The sequence below is a fragment of the Mycobacterium sp. IDUB_1 genome, from assembly GCF_055419625.1.
Window position 1 is genome coordinate 235,262 of record NZ_JBVAYA010000007.1, and the last position, 26,525, is coordinate 261,786.

16 protein-coding genes and 1 other RNA gene are annotated in these 26,525 nt (G+C 67.2%); 5 read left to right on the forward strand and 12 right to left on the reverse strand.

Annotation, left to right across the window (positions count from 1 at the left end; genetic code table 11):
- Together ACZYYX_RS28935 and ACZYYX_RS28940 are read left to right on the forward strand one after the other, a co-directional pair.
- A complete protein-coding gene (locus tag ACZYYX_RS28935; protein WP_463818259.1) occupies positions 1-450 on the forward strand; it encodes a DoxX family protein in 450 nt (149 codons plus the stop codon).
- Positions 451-611: 161 nt separating this feature from the next.
- On the forward strand, positions 612-3,152 hold the full coding sequence (locus ACZYYX_RS28940) for an Ig-like domain-containing protein (protein ID WP_463818260.1): 2,541 nt from the start codon (positions 612-614) through the stop codon (positions 3,150-3,152).
- Here ACZYYX_RS28940 and ACZYYX_RS28945 read toward each other — a convergent pair.
- From ACZYYX_RS28945 to ACZYYX_RS28955, 3 genes are all read right to left on the reverse strand, one after another.
- The gene (locus tag ACZYYX_RS28945) at positions 3,141-4,001 is read right to left on the reverse strand and encodes a TIGR03619 family F420-dependent LLM class oxidoreductase (protein ID WP_463818261.1); all 861 of its coding nucleotides are present in this window, start codon (positions 3,999-4,001) and stop codon (positions 3,141-3,143) included. The two genes, ACZYYX_RS28940 and ACZYYX_RS28945, sit on opposite strands and share 12 nt — an antisense overlap.
- A gap of 7 nt (positions 4,002-4,008) precedes the next feature.
- Positions 4,009-4,638: a PaaI family thioesterase gene (locus ACZYYX_RS28950; protein ID WP_463818262.1), complete on the reverse strand. Its 630-nt coding sequence runs from the start codon at positions 4,636-4,638 to the stop codon at positions 4,009-4,011.
- Between the two features lie 89 nt (positions 4,639-4,727).
- Positions 4,728-5,162, reverse strand: a complete 435-nt coding sequence (locus ACZYYX_RS28955) for a hypothetical protein (RefSeq protein ID WP_463818293.1) — start codon at positions 5,160-5,162, stop codon at positions 4,728-4,730.
- A gap of 237 nt (positions 5,163-5,399) precedes the next feature.
- Between ACZYYX_RS28955 and ACZYYX_RS28960 the strand changes: the two genes are divergently transcribed.
- Positions 5,400-11,342 (forward strand): Ig-like domain-containing protein, encoded by a 5,943-nt coding sequence (locus ACZYYX_RS28960; protein ID WP_463818292.1) that lies wholly within the window; start codon positions 5,400-5,402, stop codon positions 11,340-11,342.
- Here ACZYYX_RS28960 and ACZYYX_RS28965 read toward each other — a convergent pair.
- From ACZYYX_RS28965 to ACZYYX_RS28990, 6 genes are all read right to left on the reverse strand, one after another.
- The gene (locus ACZYYX_RS28965) at positions 11,339-14,311 is read right to left on the reverse strand and encodes a bifunctional [glutamine synthetase] adenylyltransferase/[glutamine synthetase]-adenylyl-L-tyrosine phosphorylase (RefSeq protein ID WP_463818263.1); all 2,973 of its coding nucleotides are present in this window, start codon (positions 14,309-14,311) and stop codon (positions 11,339-11,341) included. The genes ACZYYX_RS28960 and ACZYYX_RS28965 overlap by 4 nt on opposite strands.
- 30 nt (positions 14,312-14,341) lie before the next feature.
- Complete coding sequence (locus ACZYYX_RS28970; protein ID WP_463818264.1) at positions 14,342-15,682, reverse strand: glutamine synthetase family protein; 1,341 nt, start codon at positions 15,680-15,682, stop codon at positions 14,342-14,344.
- Between the two features lie 45 nt (positions 15,683-15,727).
- On the reverse strand, positions 15,728-17,221 hold the full coding sequence (locus ACZYYX_RS28975; protein WP_463818265.1) for an alpha/beta hydrolase: 1,494 nt from the start codon (positions 17,219-17,221) through the stop codon (positions 15,728-15,730).
- A gap of 65 nt (positions 17,222-17,286) precedes the next feature.
- On the reverse strand, positions 17,287-17,736 hold the full coding sequence (locus tag ACZYYX_RS28980) for an N-acetyltransferase family protein (RefSeq protein WP_463818266.1): 450 nt from the start codon (positions 17,734-17,736) through the stop codon (positions 17,287-17,289).
- On the reverse strand, positions 17,730-19,265 hold the full coding sequence (locus tag ACZYYX_RS28985; protein WP_463818267.1) for an alpha/beta hydrolase: 1,536 nt from the start codon (positions 19,263-19,265) through the stop codon (positions 17,730-17,732). The genes ACZYYX_RS28980 and ACZYYX_RS28985 overlap by 7 nt, the downstream gene beginning before the upstream one ends.
- A 56-nt stretch (positions 19,266-19,321) precedes the next feature.
- Complete coding sequence (locus tag ACZYYX_RS28990; RefSeq protein ID WP_463818268.1) at positions 19,322-20,719, reverse strand: WS/DGAT/MGAT family O-acyltransferase; 1,398 nt, start codon at positions 20,717-20,719, stop codon at positions 19,322-19,324.
- A 157-nt stretch (positions 20,720-20,876) separates the two neighbouring features.
- Between ACZYYX_RS28990 and panB the strand changes: the two genes are divergently transcribed.
- Complete coding sequence (panB, locus tag ACZYYX_RS28995) at positions 20,877-21,719, forward strand: 3-methyl-2-oxobutanoate hydroxymethyltransferase (RefSeq protein ID WP_463818269.1); 843 nt, start codon at positions 20,877-20,879, stop codon at positions 21,717-21,719.
- 3 nt (positions 21,720-21,722) lie between these two features.
- Here panB and ACZYYX_RS29000 read toward each other — a convergent pair whose 3' ends face one another.
- Together ACZYYX_RS29000 and ACZYYX_RS29005 are read right to left on the reverse strand one after the other, a co-directional pair.
- Positions 21,723-22,502 carry an enoyl-CoA hydratase/isomerase family protein gene (locus ACZYYX_RS29000; protein ID WP_463818270.1) on the reverse strand — a complete coding sequence of 260 codons (780 nt, stop codon included), beginning with the start codon at positions 22,500-22,502 and terminating at the stop codon, positions 21,723-21,725.
- Between the two features lie 24 nt (positions 22,503-22,526).
- Positions 22,527-24,308 carry a fatty acyl-AMP ligase gene (locus ACZYYX_RS29005; protein ID WP_463818271.1) on the reverse strand — a complete coding sequence of 594 codons (1,782 nt, stop codon included), beginning with the start codon at positions 24,306-24,308 and terminating at the stop codon, positions 22,527-22,529.
- A gap of 151 nt (positions 24,309-24,459) precedes the next feature.
- Here ACZYYX_RS29005 and ACZYYX_RS29010 point away from each other — a divergent pair, with 151 nt between their 5' ends.
- On the forward strand, positions 24,460-25,941 hold the full coding sequence (locus tag ACZYYX_RS29010) for a CYTH and CHAD domain-containing protein (RefSeq protein ID WP_463818272.1): 1,482 nt from the start codon (positions 24,460-24,462) through the stop codon (positions 25,939-25,941).
- Positions 25,942-25,950: 9 nt separating this feature from the next.
- Here ACZYYX_RS29010 and rnpB read toward each other — a convergent pair.
- An RNA gene (rnpB, locus tag ACZYYX_RS29015) (RNase P RNA component class A) lies at positions 25,951-26,380 on the reverse strand.
- Positions 26,381-26,525: the final 145 nt, after the last annotated feature.

Here is a 26,525-nt window from a genome sequence, read left to right on the forward strand (position 1 = left end):
ATGACTCAACGACTCGACGCCCGGCTGTCGGCGTACTCCTCCCCTGTCCTGAGCATCTTCCGCATCGTGACCGGGGTGGTCCTGCTGCTGCACGGCACCATGAAGGTGTTCGGCTGGCCGCTGGGCACGGCGGTTCCCGCCGGCACGTGGCCGTTCTGGTTCGCCGGAATCCTGGAGATCGTCCTCGGCGCGCTGATCACCGTCGGTTTCTTCACCCGGATCGCCGCGTTCATCGCCTCGGGCGAGATGGCGGTGGCCTACTTCTGGCAGCACTGGGCGATCTTCAGCGGCGCACCCGCGAGCTTCTGGCCGTTCGATCCCCAGATGGGCGGCAACGGCGGCGAGTTGGCGGTCCTGCTGTGCTTCGCGTTCCTGTTGTTGGCAACGACCGGCGGGGGCACCTGGTCGGTCGACGGGCGACGACGAGGCACGCTCGCCACGCGGCGCTGACATCGCGTTTGCCCCCGGCGCCGCCCTGCTAGCGAACACATGTGGCATCCGGGTTTGCAGACACGCGGAAAAGATTCGCTGAACGCCACGTTATTTCGTTGCTGAGGTCCCTAGGATGACCCGATATTGACCAGGTTGGCAATTGTCGGGGGGAATTCACTGTGGGGTCTTCGAAGTACATCGGCAGGATCGGCGCGCTGGCGTTCGCGCTCGGCATCGGCATCGGCATCGGCGCGACACCGGGCGTTGCCTGGGCCGACGAATCGAGTGACAGCACACCGTCGGTGAGCGCGAACACGGACTCGACGGCGGCATCCGGCAACGGCGGGACGGGCGCCGACAAGCCGACTCGCAACAGCCGCAAAGCCCAGCGGGCCGGAAAAGACGACACCGAGACCGACACCGAAACAGGCGACAGGCCGTCCCGGCACCGTCCGCTGCGCGCCGTCCGCGAGGACGCACCCGTGAAGACCCCGAAGGTCGAGCGCACGCGCGTGCGCACACCTGACGCGGACGACGAGTCAGAGTCGACACCGACGGTCGCGTCGGCGCCGGAGAAGGTCGTCGCCCCGGCGGCCGAGGTGCGCCTCGTACCTGTCGATGTCGTCGCCCCGGCGACCGACACCGCGGAGCGCGCCACCGCGACCACCCGCGTCCGGCTCAGCGAATTGCTGTCCTCGGTTCTGACCCCGAAGGACGCCCCGGTGGCACCGGTCGCATCGCCGGCCATGTGGGTGCTGGCCGCAGCCGCACGGCGTCAACTCGGCCAGTCCGAGCACGTGCACATGGCCGCACTGCGGTCAGACATCGTGGCCGAGCAGCCGGTGGTCAATCCGCCCGACGAGACCGGCGAGGTGACCGGCGAAGTCGTCGTCCCCGGTGCCGCCACAGCGGTGGCCAGTGGGCCCGGCAAAGGCACGGTCACCGTCTCAGTCGACGGTGACACCGTGTCGTTCGAGTACAACCCCACCAAGCAGGCCCGCCACGCCGCCGCCGCGGTCGGCGCCGACCCCGCGCTCAAGTCCGACAGCTTCGTCCTCACGATCGTCGACGGCGCCGGCGACGTCACCACCGTGCCGATCACCGTCGAGGTCGCGCCGGCGAATGCCGCCCCGGTCGTCTCGGTGTCGAGGCCGCGCCTATCGCCGTTCGGCGACGGCGAGGTCCGTGTATCGGTTCGCGTGCGCGACTTCGACGGTGACGCCTACGCGTACTCGCTGTCTCCGACGGCCAAGGGCGGCACCCTCACGATCGACGAGGTCGGTCACATTTCGTACCTGCCGACCGCCGCGGCACGGCATGCCGCTGCGGCTGCCGACGCAACCGAGGCGGACAAGACCGACACGTTCGACGTGACGGTGACCGACGGCTACGGCGGTGTGACGACGGTGACGCTCACGGTGCCGATCAAGCCCGACAACGTCGACCCCGACGTCAAGGTGCGCACCAGGACATCGCCGTTCAGCGACAAGGTGACCGGCGTCGTCATCGCGAAGGACCCCAACGGGGATCCCCTGAGCTACGAGGTCAGTGGCACCAACAAGGACGGCACCGTCGTGATCGACGAGCGTGGGCGGTTCACCTACACACCGTCGGCTGCAGCCCGCCACGCGGCGTCCGCCGACAACGCCTCGCAGCTCGACAAGCAGGACAGCTTCGTCATCACCGTCACCGACGAGCACGGCGGCATCACCAAAACCCTTGTGACCGTGACGGTCAAGCCCGCCAACGTGGCGCCCACATCGGCGTCGGTCAAGGATGTCTTCACCAATCCGAACACCGGCGTGGTCACCGGTGCGGTCACCGCGGTCGACGCCGACGGGGACTCGTTCACCTATGGGTCCGTGTCCAAAACCCGCAAGGGCACCGTCTCGATCGCCGAGGACGGCACGTTCGTCTACACACCGTCGGACGCCGCACGCGCGGCTGCGAGCCGGCCGTTCGCACCGCGGGGGGCCAAGATCGACAGCTTTCGGGTGACCATCGACGACGGCCACGGCGGCACCACCACGCTGACCGTGCGGGTCGGGATCGCCCCGCTGGGCGGGGAGAATCAGGCTCCCGTCGACGGCACGTTCACCGCGGGTACACCGAATGTGTTCTCCGGCAAAGTGACCGGGACGGTGACGGCCACCGACCCAGACCAGGATCCGTTGTCCTACAGCGGAACCGGACTCACTCCCAAGGGCAGCGTCGTCGTCAATGCCGATGGCACGTTCACCTTCACCCCCAGTGATGCGGCGCGCCACCAGGCCGGCGCGGACAACGCCACCGAGCAGGACAAGGTGGACACCTTCGTCGTCACGGCGTCGGACGGATTCGGGGGCACATTGGCGGTCCCGGTGACGGTGTCGATCAAGCCGTCGGTGAACAGGGCGCCCTCGCAGCTGTCCTACACCTCCGACACCGACGAGGCGACGGGACTGGTGAGTGGACAGGTCACCGCCAAAGATGCCGACGGCGATCTGCTCACCTACGCGGGCACCGCGGTGACCGACAAGGGAAGCGTGGTCGTCACCAGCGCAGGCGGATTCACCTACGTGCCGACCGACGCCGCGCGCGCGGCGGCAGGTGCACCGAAGGCGCCGCTGTCGGACAAGCGGGATGCGTTCGTCGTCACCGTCGACGACGGCCATGGCGGCACGTCGGACATCACGGTGCGGGTCACGATCGTGCCGACGACGATGGTGTCAGTCCTCTAGCCCCGTGTCCGCCCGGAAGCGGCGCATGCCGTCGATCTTCTGCTCGAGCGTGGCGTCCGGACCGCTGTAGAACATCCACGGCATCGTGATGATGCCGGTGACGCCGCCCGCTTCCGCGCGGGCATAATGCTCGGGTAGGAAGGCGTCGCTGAGTGGGGTGATCACCTCGAAACCGGCCATGTCCGAGCCGCTTTCGGCACGGATGCGACGCAGGGTGGCGATCCGTTCCAGAGCCTGGTCGGTGGTGATGAGGTCGCCGATCCAGCCGTCGTGACGGGCGGCGCGGCGCAGCGCGATGTCGGACAGTCCGCCGACGTAGATCGGGATCGGCGGCGGCGTGGGTTCCATCTCCATGCGGGGCGCGGTGTAGAACTCACCGGAGTGTTCGGTCCAGCCGGGCGACCACAGCGCCTTCATCAGCTCGAGCATCTCGTCGGTGCGCTTCCCCCGCCGTTCGAAACGCTGGCCGAGCAGCTCGAATTCCTCACGGCACCAACCCACTCCGATGCCCAGCTCGAGCCGGCCGCCAGCCAGGACGGCCGCGGTGCCGATCGCTTTGGCCGCCGAGTACGGGTCCCGCATCGCGGGCAGGTAGACCGTCGTCACGAAGCGCAGCCGGGTGGTCTGCAAGGCGATGGCGCCGATCATCACCCAGGGGTCCGGCCAGTCGGTGAAGGCCTCCCAGCGGCGGCTGCCGTCCTCGGTGTAGGGATACGGGGTCTGCAGGGTTTCGAGGTTGACGACGTGATCGGGGATGCCGATGCCGTCATAGCCGAGTTCGTCTGCGGCGCGGGCGACCTCGATGGCCTCGCGGGTGTCCTGGAAGGCGATGGAGACGTAGGTTTTCACGCGGCGATCAGCCCGCGTCTCGGGCCCACGCGGGCAGGATGAACACGCCCTCGGCCTCGACGGTCGCGCCCTCGTCGTCTTTGAGGTAGCCGCGGGCGAAGGTCTTCGCACCCTCGATGCGTTCGACGAATCCTTCGGCCCGCAACGGTCCCAGCGGGGTGCCGCGCAGATATCGGAGGCTGATGGTGCCGGTGTACTTCGGCAGGTTCAGGCCCTGGCTGGCCACTTCCCCGAGGAGGTGGTCGAGCAGAAGTGCGCAGACACCCCCGTGCACCCACCCCGGCGGGCCTTCGTAGGCGGGGCCCAGGGTGAACTCGCTCCAGTAGCTGCCGTCGTCGTCACGGTGGACTTCCATGGGCGGCGCGATGGCATTGCGCAGTCCGATGGCGGGATTGCCCCAGACGACGGCGCGGCCGGTGTCGGCGTGGCGCAGTGTCGTTCGCTTCGTGCGCAGGCGTTGCTCGAGCAGTGAATGCGCTTCCTCGAGGTGTTCGAGGGCGAGCAGGACCGTGGAGTCGTCGACGTCGGTGTGGATGCCCACGTCGATGAGGGCGCGCAGGGCATCGGTCAGCGGGTCGAAGCGCCGCCGGTGCTCCTCGTACTCCTCCGCGCTGATCGTGTCGAACGTGAAGTCCATCTATGTTTCTTAGCACTGACACCTGTCCAGCTGATGCCCGGGCTGCAGTCATTTGCCAAATCAAGCTTGGCAAACTCGAGGGTTTCCCCCTATTGCCTTCGCCGCAGTGCTTGACTGACCATCGATACGGCCATCCGCGTGGCCGTCACTTCGGGGGAAGGCACTGACCAATGGGGTACGCGAAGCATGTCGGACGGGTCGGGGCGTTGGCAGTGGCCCTCGGGGTGGGCTTTGGTGTAGGCGGCAGTCCCGCCGTTGCGATTGCCGATGACACCACAAACAGTGTGGACTCGCCAACGAACAATAATTCGCCAGCCGCAGAGCAGAACACGGTTGCGCCGGAGGGTCCGAACGACGAGGGCGACCTGGCCGACGACGACGGTGGCGATCCTCCCGCCGTCGAGGACAACGACGACCTCGAAAGCGTCGACGATCCCTCGGCTCCCACGCTCCACACGGACGTCGATCCCGATGCCGATGCCGATGTCGATGCGTCGGCGGTAGACACCGACGCGGTTGTGCACACCACGCGAACTCCGCGCAAGCACGCGCCGGAGCGGACAATGTCGCGTCCCGAGTCCGCACCGGCGCCCCGCGTCCAGTCCGAGGCCACGCCCCGCCACCTGAAGTTGACCCCGCCTGCACCTGCCACGCCACCACCCCCGGCCTCGCCAACTGCCGCCGCACCAGTGCTCACCCCACTGGCAGTCACCACGCTCGGCACCCCGCCGCCCGTCGAGCCGCCACAAGAGACGACGGCAATGTCGTTGTCCTCGGTGCTGGCGCCGCTGTTCGGAGCCGACGGCTCAGGGGCCCCCGTCGAGACCCCGGCACTGTGGGTGCTACTGGCCGCCGCCCGGCGCCAGCTCGGGCCGAATGGCCGCCGGTTGGCACCCGACTCCGCTGGACTGCTTTCTGCTGCCGCGGCGGGCAACTCGAACCCCGCTGCAGGCACTCCGATCGTCAACGCACCGAACGATTCTGGCGTCGTCACCGGAAGTGTGGCTGTGACCGATGTCGACGGCGACCCGTTGAGCTACACCGCCACCAAGCCAGCCAAGGGTGCCGTCTCCGTCACGCGAACCACCACAGGTTATTCCTTCAGCTACACCCCGACGCCCGCGGCCCGGCATGCCGCGTCCGCCGCGAATGCCGGCGCAGCGGCCAAGCAGGACAGCTTCACGATCACGGTCAGCGACGGCAAGGGCGGCACCGTGGCCGTCCCGATCACCGTGCAGATCAAGCCGGCCAATGCGGACCCGACCGCCACGGCCAGCGCGAGCCCGGGCTTGATCACCTCGAATGTCTACGGATCGGTCAAGGCGAAAGATGCCGACAAGGACACTCTCACGTACACGGCGTCACCGACCGCCAAGGGCGGCGAGGTCACGCTGTCGAGCAATGGCTCTTTCACCTATAAGCCCTCCGACGCTGCACGCCATGCAGCGTCTGCCAACAACGCTTCGGCGGCCGACAAGACAGACACCTTCACCGTGACCGTCGCGGACGGGCACGGCGGACTGGCAACGGTCCTGGTTTCCGTCCCGATCGAACCGGCGAACGTCAAGCCCAGCGGGCTCAAGTCGACCGATGTGTTCACGAACCCGAACAGTGGGAAGGTCACGGGCAAGATCACCGCGGTCGACAAGGACGGCGATTCGTTCACCTACGATGTGCCGGCCACCACCGCCGAGGGCGCGGTGACCATCAATGCCGATGGCACGTTCACGTACACGCCGACGGCTGCAGCCCGCACGGCGGCCAGTAAGAAGAACGCGCCGTTCTGGGACAAGAGCGACAGCTTCAAGATCACCGTGAACGACGGACACGGCGGCACGACGACGCTGACCGTCAAGGTGAACATCGCACCTCTCGGCCATGTGAATCAAGCGCCTGGCAACCCGACTCTTGTTGTCGGCCAGCCAGATCCGGTGACCGGTAAGGTGGCCGGCACCATCACCACGACCGATCCTGAGCGCGATGTCCTCACCTTCGCCGGCCCCGTCGCGAATGCCAAGGGCACCGTCGAAATTCAGCCGGACGGTTCGTTCGTCTTCACGCCCACCGACGCTGCGCGCCATCAGGCCTCGGCGATTAACGCGACCACCGCGGACAAGCAGTACTCGTTTGCGGTGACGGTCACCGACGGCTTCGGCGGCTCGGTGACGGTTCCGGTGACGGTGCCGATCAGTCCGTCGACGAACAACTCCCCCACCAGCGGCGGCTACAGCAGCAGCACCGACGGCAACGGCAAGATCACCGGCACCGCCACAGCCACCGACGCCGACAGCGACAAGCTGACCTACAGCGGCAGCATCACCACCGGCAAAGGCACCGCCGTGGTCAACCCCGACGGCACGTTCACCTACACCCCCACCGACGCCGCCCGCCACAACGCTGCCGCCATAAATGCCAGCGCCGCAATCAAATCCGATAGCTTCACCATCACCGTCACCGACGGACACGGCGGTACTGCCACCATCCCGGTGACGGTAACCATCCTGGGCGCCAACGCCGACCCGACAGGCGGCGCCTACACCAGCACCACCGACACCAACGGAAAAGTCACCGGCACCGCCACAGCCACCGACGCCAACAACGACGCCCTCACCTACAGCGGCAGCATCACCACCGGCAAAGGCACCGCCGTCGTCAACCCCGACGGCACGTTCACCTACACCCCCACCGACACCGCCCGCCACAACGCTGCCGCCATAAATGCCAGCACCGCAACGAAAACCGACAACTTCACCATCACCGTCACCGACCGACACGGCGGTAGCACCACCATCCCCGTCACCATCACCATCCTCGGCAAGAACGCCCCACCAGCAAGCACCGGCGCGAGCTTCGGAACCCCCAATTCATCCGGCGTGCTGGCCGGGTCACTGAACGTCACCGACACCGATAGCGACGCGCTGGTGTACACCGTTGTGAGCCAGGGGTCAAAAGGCACTGTTGCGCTGAACAATGACGGTACCTTTACGTACACTCCCAAGCCGCTGGAACGGTTGGCTGCCTACCTTTCGCCTGGCACCGACGTCGACAGCTTCACCGTGACAGTGAACGACCAACACGGCAAGACAATCACACTCACGGTGGACAATGTCCCTGTCTCAGCGGCGATCGCTGCGCTGGTCGGTACGCAGACACAGTCGGGCGAGCTGCGCAGCGGAGCTGTCAAAGGCCCCGACGGCAAGTACTACCTGACCATCGACAAAGGCACCAACGGGACGCGCATCATCGTCGTCGACCCGGCACATCCCGCCTCCCCCACCCTCCTCGATACCGGTGGCCAATTCGCTTACGGCGGTGTCGTCTTCGACACCAGCGGCAAGGGTTACCAGATCACCTTTGACTCGTCAGGCGGCAGCTACCACTCCTACGTGTCCGTCATCGATCCGACGAACCTCGCCAATCCGACGCTCGTTGACATCGGCGAAGGTCAGCCGGCCGACAACATCTATCGCGCCGCAGATGGAAACTACTACTTGAGTACTGCGACGAGTACCAACGCTTATCTAGTTCGGATCAATCCTGCCGATGCAGCGCATCCCAAGATCTTCGACGTGGGCCCTGGGCGGACGAGCTACTACCGGCCCACCGTCGCCGGCGACGGAACGTTGTACGTCACGACTTTCACCGAAGGGGTTGGGACTGGCGAGCAGTACAGCGGATATCGCGTCCGCGTCGTCCACGTCGATCCCAACGGTGCTGGCCAGCCCGTCATCGTCTCGGCCGGACCCGGGCAGCCGTATGGCAGCCCGCTCGTCCAGCCTGACGGCACCGTGTTACAGCAGAGCTACACGTACTCCTACGGATATGTCAACGGTACCTACCAAACCACTTACACCAACTACCTCTCGGTGATCACACCGGCGCATCCCACCGAGGCTGCCGTCATCGCATTTCCCGCCAGCTCGTCGAACTCGATTTCGTTGTCCAGCACCACTTACGCCGCCGATGGTTCGCTGTTCGTCAGGACTTCTTCGTACCAGGGCGCGAATACGAGACAAGAGTTCCTACACGTTGTTTCGGCAACCAGCCCCACGGATGCCGTGACCATCGCGGTCCCTGGCATATACGGCGGGTCCACTCCGACGTTCGGCCCTGACGGCACGGCGTATGTCACGTCTTATACGCAGAATCCGAGCGGCGACTACACCTACTTCCTGACGGTAGTGCCAACAGGTGACCCCCAATCGGCGGCGAGTGTCACCCTGCCGGGCACCCCCTACGACACTGCCCGCGTCTTTGCCTCCGACGGAACCACTTTCGTCACGTCATCGAAACCCGTCAGCAATAACGGCACCACCACCTACACCAATTACCTGACCACGATTCATGCAGAAGATCCCTCCCATCCGACAACGGTCAACATCGGCGCCACCTCATACCCGCTGACCGTCTACGGCGCCACCGACGATGCCGTGATGCTGGCAACCGGGTATTCCACTAGCACGATCACAGTCGTCACTGTGGATCGGGACGGCTCCGCTGCGCCCGTCTCAGTGACGTTGCCCGGAAACCAAGTGAGTCGGCTCGCATTCGGCGCGACTGGAGTTCTCTACGCGGTGACGTTCACAAGGAGTACGACCAATGGCACGAGCCAGGATTCAGGCTGGGCGGTCAGCGCCATCGACTCACAGCATCCGAGCGTCGTGACCACTGTCAATGTGTCGTCCTACTACAGCAATCTGGCCGTCAGCCCAAAGGGGGATGCCTATCTGCAGATTGCCACCACCGGCAACAGCAGTAGCACCTACGCGACCAATTTCATCGTGTTCAAGGCCGGCGACCCCTCGCACCCGGTCACCGTCTCGATTCCCGGCCTGCCGTTCGGCAACTTGACACTCGCCGCCGACGGCCGGGCCGTACAAGGCACGTACAACTCGACCGCTCGCACGGTGTCGTGGAACCTCATCGACCCAATAGTATTGAGCACAAATGTGATTCGCACATTGTCGGGCGATTACGAGAGCTTCACCGTGACGGGCCCCGACGGCAAGAGCTACCAGACGATCGACGGGGGTACCGATGGCACGCGCGTGGTCGTCCTCGACCCGGCCAACCCCACCGCGCTCACGATCATCGACACCGGTGCGCAAAACGCCTACGGTAACGTTGTTTTCGCCGTGGACGGAAAGGCGTACCAGGCCAGTTACGGCACCACGAACGGCTCGATGCGAACGTACGTGAGCGTGATCGACCCGAACAATCCGACTAGCCCGACGGTCGTGGAACTGGGCGTCGGACAGCCATCAAGCAGCCTGTTGCTCGGTGCTGATGGCAATCTCTGGATTCCTCTGAACACCTCGTCCACCTCACAGGCCAGTCTGGTCCGTATTGATCCTGCGAGCCCGTCAAGCCCGACCGTGTACAACGCGGGCAGCGGATTCATCTACGGAAACGTGACATTCGGCAAGGACGGAAAGCTGTATCTCGTCACCTACACGGGTTCAGGCGCCACCGCCCAAACCAGGATCGTCCGAATCGACCCGGCTCATCCGACGCAGCCGACGGTCATCACGGGTGCCGCAGGCGCGCCGACATCGACGGTCACTTTTGATGCTGGCGGCACGGCGTCTGTGGTGACGGCTGTCTACAACGGGACGGGATTCACCAATAGGCTGACGCTCGTTGCCCCTGGCCAGGCCACGGCGACGGTGATCGATCTGCCGGGAACCAACTACTACAACCCGACGGTCACCACCACGTACGACTCCAACGGAGTCATGTACGTGCAGCATCATCAGGACTACAACGGCTACCCGTATTACCTGACGGTCGTCGATCCTGCCAACCCGGTCGCAGCCTTCATCACGGTCATGCCAGGACGCCCGGATTCGTCGATTGTTTTCGGAACGGACGGCACCGGTTACCTCACCTCGGAAGACTACGTGAATGGTAAGTACGTCTTGTCGGTCAGCGTGATCGACGCCGAGGCGGGGCACGTGAGCCACATACCCCTGGCCACCGGGCAGAACGCATCGGCAGGCAATCCCATCATCGGACCGGACGGAACCGCCTACGTGGTGTCGTACGCCAGCAACGGCGGCGGGTACGCCTATGAGCTCACCGTCATCGATCCGGAGAGTCCCTCGCACCCGACAAACGTGGCGTTGCCGTCCTACCCGTCCTCACAGCCCACGTTCAGCCCGGATGGCACTGCCTACTTCACCAGCCTGACCCCTGGCTCGACAAGCTACAACTACATCGCGCACGTCACCGTAGTCGAGCCGAAGGATCCCTCGTCAGCGGTGACCGTCGACCTCGAAGACGAGGTGTACTACTACTACGGAACAAGCGTGCTGACCGCGAACGACGAAGTAGCCCTTGTATCCGCCAACAACCGCATCACCGTTATTCGGCGCGATGATCCGACCAACACAACGACACTTACCGTGCCAGGAGCCGACTACTACTCCGGCGTGGTCGCCAACGGCGGCGTAGCGTACTTGACGGCGTCGGCGTTAGAATACGTTTCGGGTCAGAACCCGTACACGACATCGGTACTGGTGGTCGACGCAGCCGATCCGGACCATCCCGCGATCGTCACAATCCCGGGTAGCCCCGGCGGGACTGTGATCATCGGCGACGACGGCACAGTGCTTCAGCCAGTCATCGATGAGGTCGCTGGCACCGTATCGTTGGCGATCATCAAGACGGCGACCGCTGTGTCGCAAGGCGCCTCGCCTCTCTAACCGAACACCTTGCGCACCACAGCCTTCGCGCGCCGGGTGACCCGCAGATAGTTGTCGAGGAACTCTCCGCCGTCGCCTTCGGGCCAGCCGGCGGCCACCGCGACGGCGTTGAGCAGCTTGCCCGGCCCCGGCAGCTGGTCGGTCGGCTTGCCGCGGACCAGCACCAATGCGTTGCGGGCCCGGGTCGCGGTCAGCCACGCGTCGCGCAGCAGCTCGATGTCTCCTTCGGCGATCAGTTCGGCGGCGCCGATCGCGTTCAGCGTGTCCAGCGTCGAGGTGGTGTGCAACGCGGGGATCTTGTGCGCGAACCGCAATTGCAGCAGCTGCACCGTCCACTCGATGTCGGCGAGCCCGCCGCGACCCAGCTTGGTGTTGGTGTTCGGGTCGGCGCCGCGGGGTAGGCGTTCGGCGTCCACGCGCGCCTTGATGCGCCGGATCTCCTGCACCGCCTCGACCGACACCCCGCCCGCGGGATACCGGGTCTTGTCGATCATCAGCAGGAAGCGCTCTCCCAGTTCCATATCGCCGGCCACCCGGTGGGCCCGCAGCAGCGCTTGGATCTCCCACGCCTGCGCCCATTGCGAGTAGTACGCCTCATAGGACGCGAGCGTGCGCACCAGCGGGCCATGGCGGCCTTCGGGTCGCAGGTTGGCGTCGACTTCCAGCGGCGGGTCGGCTCCCGGGGTGCCGAGCCGGCCGCGAACCTGTTCGGCCACCGTCACAGACCACTTCACCGCGACCGATTCCTCGACACCGGCGTGTGGTTCGCACACGAACATGACGTCGGCGTCCGAGCCGTAGCCGAGTTCACGCCCGCCGAGGCGGCCCATGCCGATCACCGCGATACGTGCCGGCGGCCCGTGCGCAGGGGTGTTCGCCCGGATCACCGCGTCGAGGGCGGCCTGCAGCACCGCGACCCACATCGACGTCAGCTGCGCGCACACTTCGGTGACCTCGAGCATGCCGAGCAGGTCGGCCGACGCGATGCGGGCCAGTTCACGACGACGCAGGGAGCGGGCCGCCGCGATCGCGCGGACCGGATCACTGTGCCGGGCCGCCGAGGCGACCAGGGAGCCTGCCACCCCGTCGGTATCGACGTCGCAGAGTTTCGGACCGTTGGGCCCGTCGGCGTAGAGCTGGATCACCTCGGGCGCTCGCATGAGCAGCTCCGGCACGTATGCCGAGGTGCCGAGGACGTGCATCAATCGCTTGGCCACGGCACCCTCGTCACGAAGCGTCGCCAAATACCATCGCTGGTCGGCCAGTTCGTCACTGAGCCGGCGGTAGTTGAGCAGACCGGCGTCGGGATCGGGGGTGTCGGACAGCCAGTCCAGCAGGGTCGGCAGCAGCACCTGCTGCACCCGGCCCCGCCGGCCGCCGCTGCTGGTCAGCGCCGCCAGGTGTGTCAGTGCGCTCTGTGGCCCCTCGTAACCCAGTGCGGCGAGCTGCCTTTCGGCCGACTCGGTGCTCATGACCTCGGAGATCCCGAGCGCCGTCTCACCGACCGATTCCAGCAGCGGCTGATAGAAGAGCTTCGCGTGCAGCCGTGACACGCGATGGCTCTGCCGCTTGAGTTCTTCGCGCAGCACCCCGAGCGCGTCGTGCCGGCCGTCGGGCCGGACGTGTGCCGCACGGGCCAGCCAGCGCATCGCCTCGTCGTCATCGTCCTCGGGCAGCAGGTGGGTGCGCTTGAGACGCTGCAACTGCAGACGATGTTCGAGGAGGCGGAGGAACTCGTAGGACGCGGTCATGTTGGCTGCGTCGTCCCTGCCGATGTATCCGCCGTCGCCGAGGGCGGCCAACGCGTTCACCGTGGACGCCACGTGCAGGGACTCGTCCTGCCGTCCGTGCACCAATTGCAGGAGTTGCACGGCGAATTCGACGTCGCGCAGACCTCCGGTGCCCAGCTTCAGTTCGCGCGAGCGCACTCCCGCGGGGACCAGCTCCACGACGCGTCGGCGCATGGCCTGCACGTCGGGCACGAAATCCTCACGCTCGCTGGCGGTCCACACCATCGGCATCAGCGCCTCGACGTAGCGGCGGCCGAGGTCGGCATCCCCCGCGGCGGGCCGAGCCTTGAGCAGCGCCTGGAATTCCCAGGTCTTGGCCCAACGCTCGTAGTAGGCGACGTGGGAATCGAGGGTGCGCACCAGCGGACCCTGTTTGCCTTCGGGGCGCAGCGCCGCGTCGACTTCGAAGAAGGCGTCCGACGCCAACCGCATCATCTCGCCGGCGATGCGGGTGGCCAGCGCCAGCCGGCTGTGCGAGCCGTCGTCAGAGACGAAGATGACGTCGACGTCGCTGACGTAGTTCAATTCGCGCGCGCCGCATTTGCCCATGGCGATCACCGCGAGCGCGGGCGGCTCGTCCTCCCCGCACACGGAGCGCGTGGTGACGTCCAGCGCCGCCTGCAGCGCCGCGTCCGCGAGGTCCGACAGGTGCTCGGCGACGACGGTGAACGGCAGCACCGGCTCGTTCTCGACGGTCGGCGCCACGTCGAGGGCGGCCAGCACCAGCAACCGATCGCGATACAGGGTACGCAGCGCCGGCGTGGCAGCCGGTGCCCCGCTTACCTTTTCGGTCGCCTGCGCGAACATTTGCGCCAGCTCGGCGATGCTGGGCAGGCGCACCCGTCCCGCCAGCAGGCGCCAGGACTGCGGATTGGCCACCAGATGATCGCCCAGGGCCAGCGAGGAACCGAGGACGGCGAACAACCGGCCCCGCAGCGCCTTGTCGGTCAGCAGTGCTGCGTCGAGTTCAGCCCAGTCGCGACCGAGCGCCTCGGAGAGCCGGATCACGGCGCGCAGCGCGCTGTCGGCGTCGGGGGCTCGGGAGAGCGACCAGAGCAGCTCGACGTGGGCGTCGGTGTTCCAGCCCAGCCGATCGAGGTCGGCTTGCGCGGTCTTCTCGACAAGCCCGAGACGGCCGACGCCGGGCAGCTTGGGACGCTGCGTCGCGGGTTTGGCCATACCGGTGAATCTAGCCGGGGCCGTCCGCAGTTAGAGCGACAGGTAGTTCTTCAGCTCGAACGGCGTGACGTGGCTGCGGTAGTTCTCCCACTCCGCGCGCTTGTTGCGCAGGAAGAAGTCGAACACGTGCTCCCCCAGCGCCTCGGCGACCAGTTCGGAGTTCTCCATCTCGGTCAGCGCGACGCCCAGACTGCCCGGCAGCTCCTTGTAGCCCATCGCCCGGCGTTCCTCGGGGGTCAGGCTCCACACGTTGTCCTCGGCCTGCGGACCCAGGACGTAGTTCTTCTCGATACCGCGCAGACCGGCCGCCAGCAGCACCGCGAAAGTCAGGTACGGGTTGCAGGCCGAATCGGGGCTGCGCACCTCGACGCGCCGCGACGACGCCTTGTGCGGCGTGTACATCGGCACCCGCACCAGCGCCGAGCGGTTGGCCGCACCCCAGGACGCCGCCGTCGGCGCCTCCCCGCCGTGCACCAGCCGCTTGTAGGAGTTCACCCACTGGTTGGTGACCGCGCTGATCTCCTGCGCGTGCTCGAGAATGCCTGCGATGAACGACTTTCCGATGTCGGAGAGCTGCTGCGGATCGTCGGCGCTGTGGAAGGCGTTGGTCTCGCCCTCGAAGAGGCTCATGTGCGTGTGCATGGCCGAGCCGGGGTGTTCGGCGAACGGTTTGGGCATGAACGAGGCCCGCACGCCGTCACCGAGGGCGACCTCTTTGACCACGTAGCGGAATGTCATGACGTTGTCGGCCATCGACAGCGCGTCGGCGTAGCGCAGGTCGATCTCCTGCTGACCGGGCGCGCCCTCGTGATGGCTGAATTCGACAGAGATACCCATCTGCTCGAGCGCGTCGATGGCGTGCCGGCGGAAGTTCGGCGCCGAATCGTGTACGGCCTGGTCGAAGTAGCCGCCGTTGTCGGCGGGCACCGGTGGGGTGCCGTCGTCGGGCCCGGGCTTGAGGAGGAAGAACTCGATCTCGGGGTGGACGTAGCAGGAGAACCCCAGATCGCTGGCCTTGGACAGCTGGCGGCGCAGGACGTGCCGGGAGTCCGCCCAGGACGGCGATCCGTCGGGCATCGTGATGTCGCAGAACATGCGCGCCGAGTGGTGCTCTCCCGCGCTGGACGTCCACGGCAGGATCTGGAACGTGGAGGGGTCGGGCCGCGCGACCATGTCGGCCTCGGACACCCGGGCGAAGCCTTCGATCGACGAACCGTCGAAGCCGATGCCCTCTTCGAAGGCACCTTCCAGCTCCGCGGGCGCGATCGCGACCGACTTCAGGTATCCGAGCACGTCGGTGAACCACAGCCGGACGAAGCGGATATCGCGTTCTTCCAGCGTGCGCAGCACGAATTCCTTCTGCCGATCCATGACCGAAGCCTAATTTCCGCCTGTTAATTCCGTGTTACGACGCTGCTAGCACCGCAAACCGGCGGCTGGTGCCTTCAGCCCGGTCAGGAAGTCGACGACGCTCGTGTCGACGCACTGGTCGCCGTTGAACACGACAGTGTGCTGACTGCCCTCGAAGGTCACCAGGGAGGCGCCCATCTGCCGGGCCAGGTCGACCCCGGCCTGGTACGGCGTGGCGGGGTCACCGGTCGTCGAGACGACGACGACCTTGCCCGGCCCGGGCGAGGTGGCGGGGCCGGCCACCGGGGTGGGTGGCACCGGCCACAGCGCACAGGTGTTGCGCGGCGCGAACCCGGTGAACTGTCCGTAGGACGAGAACGGGGCGGCGGCGCGGATGCGCCGGTCCGCGTCGGCCCAGGCGGCCGGGTCGGTGGGATACACCGAGTCCAGGCAGCGGATCGCGGTGAACGCATCCTGCCGGTTGCTGTAGTGACCGCTGCGGTCCCGCTGCTGGTAGTCGTCGGCGAGGAAGAGCAGGTCGACGGGATCGGTGCCGCGCTCGAGGCCGAGCAGGCCGCTGGTGATGTAGGGCCAGTAGCGGGGCGAGTACAGCCCGGAGACGGTACCGGTGAACGCGTCCTGGTAGCTCAGCCCGCGTGGGTCCGATGCGGCGGCCGGCCGTGCGGCCAGCGGATCGATCAGCTGGTGGTAGCGGGCGACGGCCTGGGACGGGTCGGAACCCAGCGGGCAGTCGGCGTCGGTCATGCAGTCGGCGGCGTACCGGTCGAAGGCCCGTTGGAAGCCGGCCATCTGGTTGACGCTCTCGGTGATCGGATCGAGGCTCGGGTCCACCGCGCCGTCGAGCACCATGGCGCGCACCCGGTCGGGATAGCGGCTGGCATAGAGGGCGCCGAGTTCGGTGCCGTAGGAGAAGCCGAGGTAGTTGATCTGCGTCTCGCCGAGAGCCTCGCGGACCGTGTCCATATCGCGCACCGCGGCGGCGGTACCGATGTTGGCCAGGTAGTCGGCACCCATCGCCGAGAGGCACTGACCGGCGAAATCGCGCAGCACGCTTTCGATCTGGGCGACACCGGCGGAGCTGTAGTCTGTCATCGGCTGGGTGCGGTAGGCGTCGAACTGCGCGTCGGTGCGGCAGCGCAGTTGCGGCGTCGAATGCCCGACCCCGCGCGGGTCGACACCGACCAGGTCGAACTGCTCCATGATCGGCGAGCCGGCCAGCGCAGCGCCCATGTCGGCGACGGTGTCGACGGCCGAGGCACCCGGTCCGCCCGGGTTCACCAGCAGCGCACCGATTCGACGGCCACTGGCCGGCACCTTGATGACGGCCAATTGAGCTTGTGCGCCATCAGGTTTCGCGTAGTCGACGGGAACGGAGACGGTGGTGCACCGTGCGGTGGGGATGCGGGACGGGTCCTTGACGACGTCGGCGCACGTCCCCCACGACACCGCCGATGCCGGCGCCGGCGCCGCGGCGGCGGTCGGACACAGAGCAGCGGTCAGCACACACACAGCTGCGATCATTCGTCCCACCCGCCACATGGGAGTCCATGCTGTCACGCGATGCCGCGGGTGGCTCCCCCCGGGGCGCAACGGTGACCGGGCTGTTATCGGGCGTCCAGCTCGTAGGTCAGCCAGCTGGACTTCTCAGCGCCGATGCCGTCGTAGAGGCGTTGGGCGGTGACGTTGTCGTGGGCTGTCTCCCACACCAGTTTCTGCGCTCCCCGCTCACGGCACAGCTGCAGGCAGCGGTCGATCAACGCCCGTCCGGCACCGGCGCCCCGGGTGCGCTCGGTGACGAAGAGGTCGTTGAGCACTCCGACGCGGGCGGCGTAGAGCGTCTGCCACGTCCAGAACAGCGTCGCGAAACCCACTGCAGCACCGGACTCGTCACGGGCGATGAGTTGTACCCCTTCGCTCGGGTCGGCGATCAGCGCGCGCATCATCGCGGTGAGGTCGGCGTCGGTGGGGTCGACGCGGTAGAAGTCGCAGTACCCGCGCATCAGGGGCATCACGTCGGCCAGGTCGGATTCGCCGACGGTGCTGATCGTCAGCATCGCGCACCGGGCGGGGGCACGGTCAGGTCGAGCAGGTACTGGGTGGCGATGTCGTCGACGCAGGCGTTGCCCTGGAGGGCAACGGTGTGTTGGGTGCCCTCGTAGGTGAGCAGGCTCCCGCCGAGTTGTTTGGCCAGGTCGACGCCGGCCTGGTACGGCGTCGCGGGATCGTTGGTCGTGGACACCACCAGCACCGGCGGTAGTCCGTTGACCTTGATCTCGTGGCGCTGGCTGGTGGGCGGCACGGGCCACATCGCGCACGTGCCCAGGGGCGCGTAGCCGGTGAACGTGCCGTAGCTCATGAAGGGCGCGGCATCGCGCAGCCGCCTGTCCTGGTCGACGAGGGTGGCCCGGTCGGTGATGGCGGGCTTGTCGACGCAGTTGACGGCGACGCGGACGTCGGTGGAGTTGTTGTAGTGGCCCTGGGCGTCGCGGCCCATGTACAGGTCGGCCAGCGAGAGCATCGTGTCGCCTCGGCCTTCCTTGATCTCGGAGAGCGCCTGCGTGAGGTGGCGCCACAGGTTCGGCGAGTACAGCGGCAGGATGGTGCCGACCACGGCGTCGGAGTAGCTCAGGCCGCGGGGGTCGGCGGTGGCGGCGGGCTTGTCCACCAGTGGCCACACGAGGGATTGGTAGACCTCGACTGCCTTGGCCGGGTCGGTGCCCAGCGGGCAGTTCTCGTCCTTGGCGCAGTCGGCGGCGTAGTCGTCGAAGGCCTTCTGGAACGCGGCGGCCTGGCGGACGTCTGCCTCGAGCGGGTCGGCGTTGGGGTCGACGGCGCCGTCGAGGACCATCGCGCGCACCTTGTCCGGGTAGGCCTCGGCGTAGCCGGCGCCGATGCGGGTGCCATAGGAGTACCCGAGGTAGGTCAGCTTCTCGTCGCCGAGGGCCTGGCGCAGCGCGTCGAGATCTTTGACCACACTGACGGTGCCGACGTTGGCGAGGAAGTCCTTGCCCATCTTGTCGACGCAGCGCTGGACGAACTCCTTGGTCAGCTTCTCCATGTGCGCCACCCCTTCGGGGGTGTAGGCGACCACGTTGTCGGCGCGCAGCCGGTCATTGTCGGCGTCGCTGTTGCACCACACGGCGGGCGAGGAGTTCGCCACGCCGCGCGGGTCGAAGCCCACCAGGTCGAACCGTTCGCGCAGTGCCTCGGGCAGAGTCGCGAGCATGTTGGCGGCAGCGTTGACGCCAGATTCGCCAGGGCCGCCGGGGTTGACGATCAGCGAGCCGATCTTCTGGCCGGTGGCTTTGAACCGCACTACGGCGAGCTGGGCGACCGCACCGTCGGCGCTGTCGGGGTTGTCCCAGTTGACCGGTACCGACAGCAGGCCGCACTCGGCGCCGGCGGGAATGCGGGAGCGATCCGACGGCCCGACGGGCTGGCAGGCGTTCCACTGGATCGGTGAACCGGGACGCGGGACGGCGAGCATGGCGCGGCCGTCGACGACCTTGCTGCATCCGGCAACGAGCAGCATGACCGCCGCGAGGACGAGGCCGGATCGCGCGATCCCGGTCATGTGCTTCATGGCAACACATGCTGCCATGAACGGGCATCTGCGCTGGCAAGGCGCGGTCGGGGCGCCTACTTCGTCGCGTCGAGGAGTTCGGCAAGCGCGACGTCGAAGTCGTCGGCCAGGTCCCACAGGTCGGGTAGGAGCTCAGGGCAGGACACGATGCCGACGTCGAGGTTCCCCGACAGCGACATCACGGTGATGTTCAGCCCGGAGCCATGGAAGATCGGCCCCAGCGGGTACATCGCCTCCACGCCGCAGCCCAGCATGTAGAGCCGGCCCTGAGGTCCGGGCACGTTCGACACCACCAGGTTGTGCACCGGCCGCGCTCCGCTGAGCCTGCTGCTGGCGTAGACCCTCATCGCCGCACCGAACACCGCGGGTGCTGCGAACTGCGTCCAGTCCTGCAGCAGGGTGGCGGCGATCGCCGAACTGTGTTGTTTGGCAACGGTGTTCGCCTCTGCGATGGCTTTGAGTCGCTCGACCGGGTCGGCGATACTCGTCTCCAGCCGCGCGAACATCCCCGACACCTGGTTGCGGCCGGGCCGGTCGGATTTCTCGTGCACGGACACCGGCACCATCGCGATCAGCGAGTTGTCGGGCAGCTCGCCACGGTCGAGCAGGAACGTGCGCAGCACACCGGAGACCAGGGCCATCACGACGTCGTTGACCTTGACGCCGAAGTGGTTCTTGACGGTCTTGATGTCGTCGAGGTCCAGGTGGGCGAACGCCACGTTGCGGTGCCCGGTCACGTTGGCGTTGAACGCCGTCTTCGGGGCGATGAACGGGGGTGCCATCGTCATCCCGCTGCGGACCCGCCGCACCGTGTCGATCACGGTCGTCAGCGTGTTGGGCACCGCGTTGATCAGTCCGAGCGGCCGGCTCACGAAGCGCACCGCCCCGCTGACGGCGATCTCGAGATCGCTTCCGCCGCCAGGCCCGGCGACGGGTTCGGGGGCCGGGGCGTCGGGTTCGGTGGTGCACAGTTTTGACATCAGATTGGCGCCGGTGACGCCGTCGACGGCGGCGTGGTGCACCTTGGTCATCACCGCGATGCGGTTACCTGCGCCGTCATCTCCGGGGTCGCTCCCGAGGTTCTCGATCACCCACATCTCCCACAGCGGACGGGTGCGGTCCAGCGGCAGGGAGGCGATGTGTCCACAGATGTCGGCCAATTCGCGCGGCCCACCCGGCGACGGCAGGCCCATCCGGTGCAGGTGCCGGTCGACGTCGAAGTCCTGATCGTCCACCCACACCGGGTGGTCGAGATTGAAACGGTTGTCGGCCAACCGTTCCCGGAACTCGGGCATCGCACGGATGCGTTCGGCCAGCAGGTCTCTCAGCTTGGCGAACGAGTAGCCACCCGGCATCGTGGAGGCGTCGAGCTCGAGGATCGAGCACACGTGCAACGGCTGCGCCGCGGTCTCGAGATACAGAAAACTGGCGTCGAGCCCGCTGAGCCGTTGCATCCGAAGATCGTAAGCGCGGCGCCAGGAGATGTGAGCAAATCCACTTAACGCGTTGTTCAACTTCTCGTGACGTGATGGCACACTTGACGGGTCAGCGGAACCCGGGGACCCGAAGCGGCCTCGAGGATCCGAAACGACCACCCATCTGGAGACATCGATGTCTGAACAGAGTGTGTACGGCGCTGCCACGCAAACCGCCACTCCGCGGCCGAAGATCCGCACCCACCACCTCGCCACGTGGAAGTCCGAAGGCCACAAGTGGGCAATGCTGACGGCGTATGACTACTCGACCGCCGCGGTTTTCGACCAGGCCGAGATCCCGGTGCTGCTCGTCGGTGACTCGGCGGCGAATGTCGTCTACGGGTACGACACCACCGTCCCGGTGACGATCGACGAGCTGATCCCGCTGGTGCGCGGTGTCGTCCGCGGTGCACCTCACGCTTTGGTCGTGGCCGACCTGCCGTTCGGCAGCTACGAGGCCGGTCCCGCGCAGGCGTTGGCCACCGCCACCCGGTTCCTGAAGGAGACCGGTGCGCACGCGGTGAAGCTGGAGGGCGGCGAGCGGGTGGCGGAGCAGATCGCGACCCTGACTGCGGCAGGCATCCCGGTGATGGCCCACATCGGTTTCACCCCGCAGAGTGTCAACGGCCTGGGCGGCTTCAAGGTGCAGGGCCGCGGCGACGGCGCCGAGCAGACGATCCACGACGCGATCGCCGTGCAGGAAGCAGGCGCGTTCGCCGTGGTGATGGAGATGGTGCCCGCCGAGCTGGCCACGCAGATCACCGGCAAGCTGACCATCCCGACCGTCGGCATCGGCGCCGGCCCCAACTGCGACGGCCAGGTGCTGGTCTGGCAGGACATGGCCGGCATGACCAGCGGGCGCACCGCGAAGTTCGTCAAGCGGTTCGGCGCCGTGGGTGATGAATTGCGCCGCGCCGCATCGCAATACGCAGCCGAGGTGGCCACCGGAGCATTCCCCGCCGAGGAGCACTCCTTCTAGCCCTCAGGCGAAGTCGGGCTTGCGCTTCGCCAGGAACGCATCGACGCCCTCACGGCCGTCGGCGGTTTCGGCGCGCCGGGCGATCATCCGGCCTTCCAGTTCCATCTGGGCTTCGAGGCCGTTGCCGAAGCTCTCGTGCAGCAGCGCCTTGACACCGCCGTTGGCGCCTCCGGAGGTGCCGAGCATCGTGGTGGCGACCTCGTCGACGCGCGCGGCGAGAGCGTCATCGGCAACGACCTCGGTGACCAGACCCCACTGCAGCGCATCCCCGGCCGAGAGCGTCCGATTGGTCAGCATCAATTCCTTGGCCCGCGCCATCCCCACCAGGCGCGGCAGTATGTAGCTGGCGCTGCCGTCCGGGGTCAGTCCGACGCGGGTGTAGGCCATCGTGAACGACGCCGACTGTGCGGCGAAGATCAGGTCCCCGAGCACGGCCAGAGAGAAGCCCGCACCGGCCGCGGGACCGTTGACGGCGGTGATGACCACCGCGTCGCACCGCGCCAACGTCGAGATCGCGCGATGCAGGTCGTCGGCGACGCCCTTGAGGTGACGACCCCGGTGAGGCGCGGACGCGAAGTCCTTGAGATCGCCGCCCGCGCTGAAGAACCGTCCGGCACCGGTGATCGTGACGACCTTCACGGCCGGGTCGTCGCACGCGGCGGCGGCACCCGCGAGCTCCCGCGCCAGCTCCGCATTGATCCCGTTGGCGGCGTCGGGCCGGTTCAGCGTCAGGCGTACTAGCCCGGCACTGCGTTGTACGTCGATGGTGTGGAAGTCGCTCACACCGGCGACGTTAGCGCGCGTCGTCTACAGGGCGCCTTCGAGGTAGCGCGCCCGGCAGGCACGGCGGGCCAACTTGCCGCTAGTGGTTCGCGGAATCACTCCTGCTGCAACGAGTTTGACGTCGGCGAGCGGGATGGCGTGGCGCCGCGAGACGGCGGCGCGGATGGCCTCCACGATGGGGGCGGCATCGGCACGTCCTGCGCCGGGGGCGCGTTCTGCGACGATCACCACTTCTTCCCGACCGGCACCCGGCACGGAGAAGGCGGCGACAAAGCCGGTCCGCACCGCTTTGGAGGCCTCGGAGACCGTGGCCTCGATGTCCTGCGGGTAGTGGTTGCGCCCGTCGACGATGACGAGATCCTTGACGCGCCCGGTGATGTGGAGCTGGCCGTCGATGTAGACGCCGAGGTCACCCGTGCGCAACCACAGCGCGCTTTCCTCTGCACCTTCGGCGTGGCTGCGCTCGGTCAGGCGGGACTGCAGCTTGTTGCGGAAGGTCAATTCGGTCTCGTCGGCGCGGTTCCAGTAGCCACGGCCGATGTTGGCGCCGTGCAGCCAGATCTCGCCGACCCGCCCGTCGGGCAACTCGGCCTCGGTCTGCGGGTCGACGATGACAGCCCACTGGCTGCGCGCGATCTGCCCGCACGAGACACTGACCACGGCCTCGGAATTGTCGGCATCGACCTGGATCGCTTCTCCCCCGCCCAGCGCGTCCCGGTCGAGGTGCACGGCCTTCGGCGCGGTACCGGAATCGGTGGTGGAGACGAACAGAGTCGCTTCGGCCATCCCGTAGGACGGTTTGATCGCTGCCGGGTCGAGTCCGTAGGGCGCGAACGCGGCGACGAACGCGTCGACCGATGTCATGCTGACCGGCTCGGAGCCGTTGATCAGACCGGCCACGTTGCTCAGGTCGAGCTCCTCGCCGGCGGGCGGGCGGCCGCGCTGCGCAGCGAGCTCGAACGCGAAGTTGGGCGCCGCCGCGAATGTGGGCGCCTCCGACGCGCCGAGCTCGCGAATCCAGCGGTAGGGCCGGCGCACGAATGCGACGGGCGACATCAGGGTGATGTGGGCGCCCACCAGCGCGGGGAACATGATCATGAGCAGACCCATGTCGTGGAACAGCGGGAGCCAGCTGACGCTGCGGGTGTTCCAGTCCAGACCCACGGACTCGATCATCTGCACCACGTTGGTCGCGGCGCCGCGATGGGTGATCTCGACGCCGGCGGGGGTGCGGGTGGATCCGGAGGTGTACTGCAGGTAGGCGATGTCGTCGGTCTCGATGCGTGCGGGCGTGAAGTGATCGCCGACGGCGTCGGGAACGGCGTCGACGGCGATCATTCGCGGCCGTCGGTCCCGCGGGATGGTGCGCAGGAAATCGCGTACCGCCGCAGCAGCCGCGGTGGTGGTCAGCACGACGGTCGGCTGCGCGTCACCCAGGACCGCTTCGAGGCGTTCGGTGTGGCCGGGCAGCTCGGGAGCGAACAGCGGAACCGCGATGCCGCCGGCCTGGATGGCGGCGAAGAAGCCGACCACGTACTCCACGCCCTGCGGCGCGAGGATGGCGATGCGGTCGCCGGAGTCGGTGATCTGCTGCAGCCGCGCGCCGACAGCACGCAGTCGGGTGCGCAGTTGCGACCAACTCAGCTCGACCGTGCAGTCGCGCTCGTAGTCGAGGTAACGGTATGCAGGCGCCTCGCCGAACCGTTCGGCGTGGCGATCCATGAACGACGTCAGCGTGACTCCGGCAGGAATCTCGATGTTGCCTTCGGCATCGAGATAGTCCTCGAGCCTCATGTCTGGACTCATAAGAGAATTGTAAGAGTTGCCGAGCGCTCTGCGCGCACCAGTCCGGCGAGTCTGATGTCGGGTCGATTCCGATTCGATAACGGCAGCCGGGTTTGCGGTTCATCTGGGTGTGGCAATCTTTGGGCCCCCTCCCGCTGAAACGAAGGTGTCCATGCCCGCCCGACCGTCCGATATGTCCAGGTACACCGAGACCGAGCGCAAGTTCGACGTCGACGATGCGACGGTCAGCCCGTCATTCGACGGGCTCGCGGCGGTGTCTCGTGCGGAGCGGTCGCCATCACAGTCGCTCGACGCTGTGTATTACGACACGTCGGCTCATGACCTGGCCCGTCACCGCATCACGCTGCGCCGCCGTACGGGTGGTCCGGATGCCGGATGGCACCTGAAACTGCCTGCGGGACAGGACAGTCGCACCGAGGTTCGGGTTCCCCTCGAGGACGGGACGCCTGCACACCCGCAGGTGCCCGACAGCCTGCGCGACGTCGTCCTCGCGATCGTCCGGGATCATGGGCTGGCTCCGGTCGCTCGGATCAGCACAGTGCGTGACGTCACGATGCTCTACGGCACGGACGGGTCGGCGGTGGCGGAGTTCTGCGACGACCATGTGACGGCGGGCGCAGTGGGCGGCGAGGAGCAGCACTGGCGGGAGTGGGAACTCGAACTCGCGGAGGGCGCCGATCGTGGACTGTTCAAGCCGCTGACTCGCCGCCTCCTCGACGCGGGGGCCCGTCCGGCCGGGCACGGCTCGAAATTGGCACGGGTTCTGCAGACTCCTGCCGAAGAGGCTCCGGAGGTGCCCGACGATCCGTTGCATCGCGCGGTGGCCGAGCAAGTGGGCGAGCTCATCGAATGGGACCGCGCCGTGCGGGCCGACGTGTACGACTCGGTGCACCAGATGCGGGTCACGACGCGCAAGATCCGCAGCCTGCTGCAGTCGTCGGAGGGCGCATTCGGCATCGACGACGACTCGTGGGTGCTCGCGGAGCTGCGCGAACTGGCCGGTGTGCTCGGGGTGGCGCGTGATGCGGAGGTGCTGGCCGAGCGGTACGAGCTGGCATTGGACGGGCTGCCCGGCGACCTCGTGCGGGGGCCGGTGCGCGAGCGGCTGGTGGAGGGCGCCAAGAAGCGGTACCAGGCCGGGTGGAAGCGTTCGCTGGCGGCGATGCGCACTCCCCGGTACTTCCGGTTATTGGACGCTCTGGAAGAGCTGACGACGGCCGAGGCGCCGCTCGCTCCGGGCGAGGAGCGCGCCGAGATGACGATCACCTCGGCCTACAAGCGGGTGCGCAAGGCCGAGAAGAAGGCGCGCGACGAGGAGGGTGGTGAGCACGCCGACGAGGCGCTGCACAAGATCCGCAAGCGCGCCAAGCAGCTCCGCTACACCGCTGCGGCGACCGGGAAGTCGAAGGTGGCCGACCGGGCGAAAGCCATCCAGTCGCTGCTGGGCGACCACCAGGACAGCGTGGTGAGCCGGGCTCACCTGAGCAGGCAGGCCGAGCAGGCGCACGCCGCGGGCGAGGACACGTTCACCTACGGATTGCTCTATCAGCAGGAGCACGACCTGGCGCTGCGCTGCGAGGAGCAGGTGTCCGACGCGCTCTCGCAGCTGGCGAAGGCCGTCAAGAAGGCCTGACCCGGAGGGCGGATGAGCCGGCCTGTAAGCCGGATTCTGTTCTTCGCTGCCATCTCTGACGGCGAAGCGGCGACCATCCATCTGGGCACACCGTCGCCGGGTGCCTCGAGCGGCCTACCCGCAGACTCGGGCGAGCAGCCCTCGGACGTCTGCGCTGCCGCGCCCTCCACGCGACATTCTTGGCCTTGCTTCGGGTGGGGTTTGCCGAGCCGCTCCGGTCACCCGGAGCGCTGGTGCGCTCTTACCGCACCGTTTCACCCTTACCACCCCTGGCCCGAAGACCCGGTGGTGGCGGTCTGCTTTCTGTGGCACTTTCCCGCGAGTCACCTCGGATTGCCGTTAGCAATCACCCTGCTCTGTGAAGTCCGGACTTTCCTCGAACCACCTCAGCCGTACCCCTGTTCGGCGTGTGATGGCCCGCGGCCGCCCAGCCAGCTCATCCGCCTTGACAACGTAGCGCCTGAAGCGGCGATTCCGGAAGCGCATGCCCTCGGTCACGGCGCGCGCTCAAGCTGAGCGCTTCAGGTGAGTACTCAGTTCGACGATGTCGATGCTGAGTCCTCCTTCGATGACGCTGTAGCGGC

Bases quoted from the DNA above. Each gene is read 5' to 3' on its own strand.
- ACZYYX_RS28990 (WP_463818268.1), bottom strand. From the start codon at position 20,719: ATGCAACGGCTCAGCGGGCTCGACGCCAGTTTTCTGTATCTCGAGACC.
- ACZYYX_RS29010 (WP_463818272.1), top strand. From the start codon at position 24,460: ATGCCCGCCCGACCGTCCGATATGTCCAGGTACACCGAGACCGAGCGC.
- ACZYYX_RS28935 (WP_463818259.1), top strand. From the start codon at position 1: ATGACTCAACGACTCGACGCCCGGCTGTCGGCGTACTCCTCCCCTGTC.
- ACZYYX_RS28965 (WP_463818263.1), bottom strand. From the start codon at position 14,311: ATGGCCAAACCCGCGACGCAGCGTCCCAAGCTGCCCGGCGTCGGCCGT.
- panB (WP_463818269.1), top strand. From the start codon at position 20,877: ATGTCTGAACAGAGTGTGTACGGCGCTGCCACGCAAACCGCCACTCCG.
- ACZYYX_RS28985 (WP_463818267.1), bottom strand. From the start codon at position 19,265: ATGAAGCACATGACCGGGATCGCGCGATCCGGCCTCGTCCTCGCGGCG.
- ACZYYX_RS28975 (WP_463818265.1), bottom strand. From the start codon at position 17,221: ATGTGGCGGGTGGGACGAATGATCGCAGCTGTGTGTGTGCTGACCGCT.
- ACZYYX_RS28950 (WP_463818262.1), bottom strand. From the start codon at position 4,638: ATGGACTTCACGTTCGACACGATCAGCGCGGAGGAGTACGAGGAGCAC.
- ACZYYX_RS28980 (WP_463818266.1), bottom strand. From the start codon at position 17,736: ATGCTGACGATCAGCACCGTCGGCGAATCCGACCTGGCCGACGTGATG.
- ACZYYX_RS29005 (WP_463818271.1), bottom strand. From the start codon at position 24,308: ATGAGTCCAGACATGAGGCTCGAGGACTATCTCGATGCCGAAGGCAAC.
- ACZYYX_RS28970 (WP_463818264.1), bottom strand. From the start codon at position 15,682: ATGGATCGGCAGAAGGAATTCGTGCTGCGCACGCTGGAAGAACGCGAT.
- ACZYYX_RS28960 (WP_463818292.1), top strand. From the start codon at position 5,400: ATGTCGTTGTCCTCGGTGCTGGCGCCGCTGTTCGGAGCCGACGGCTCA.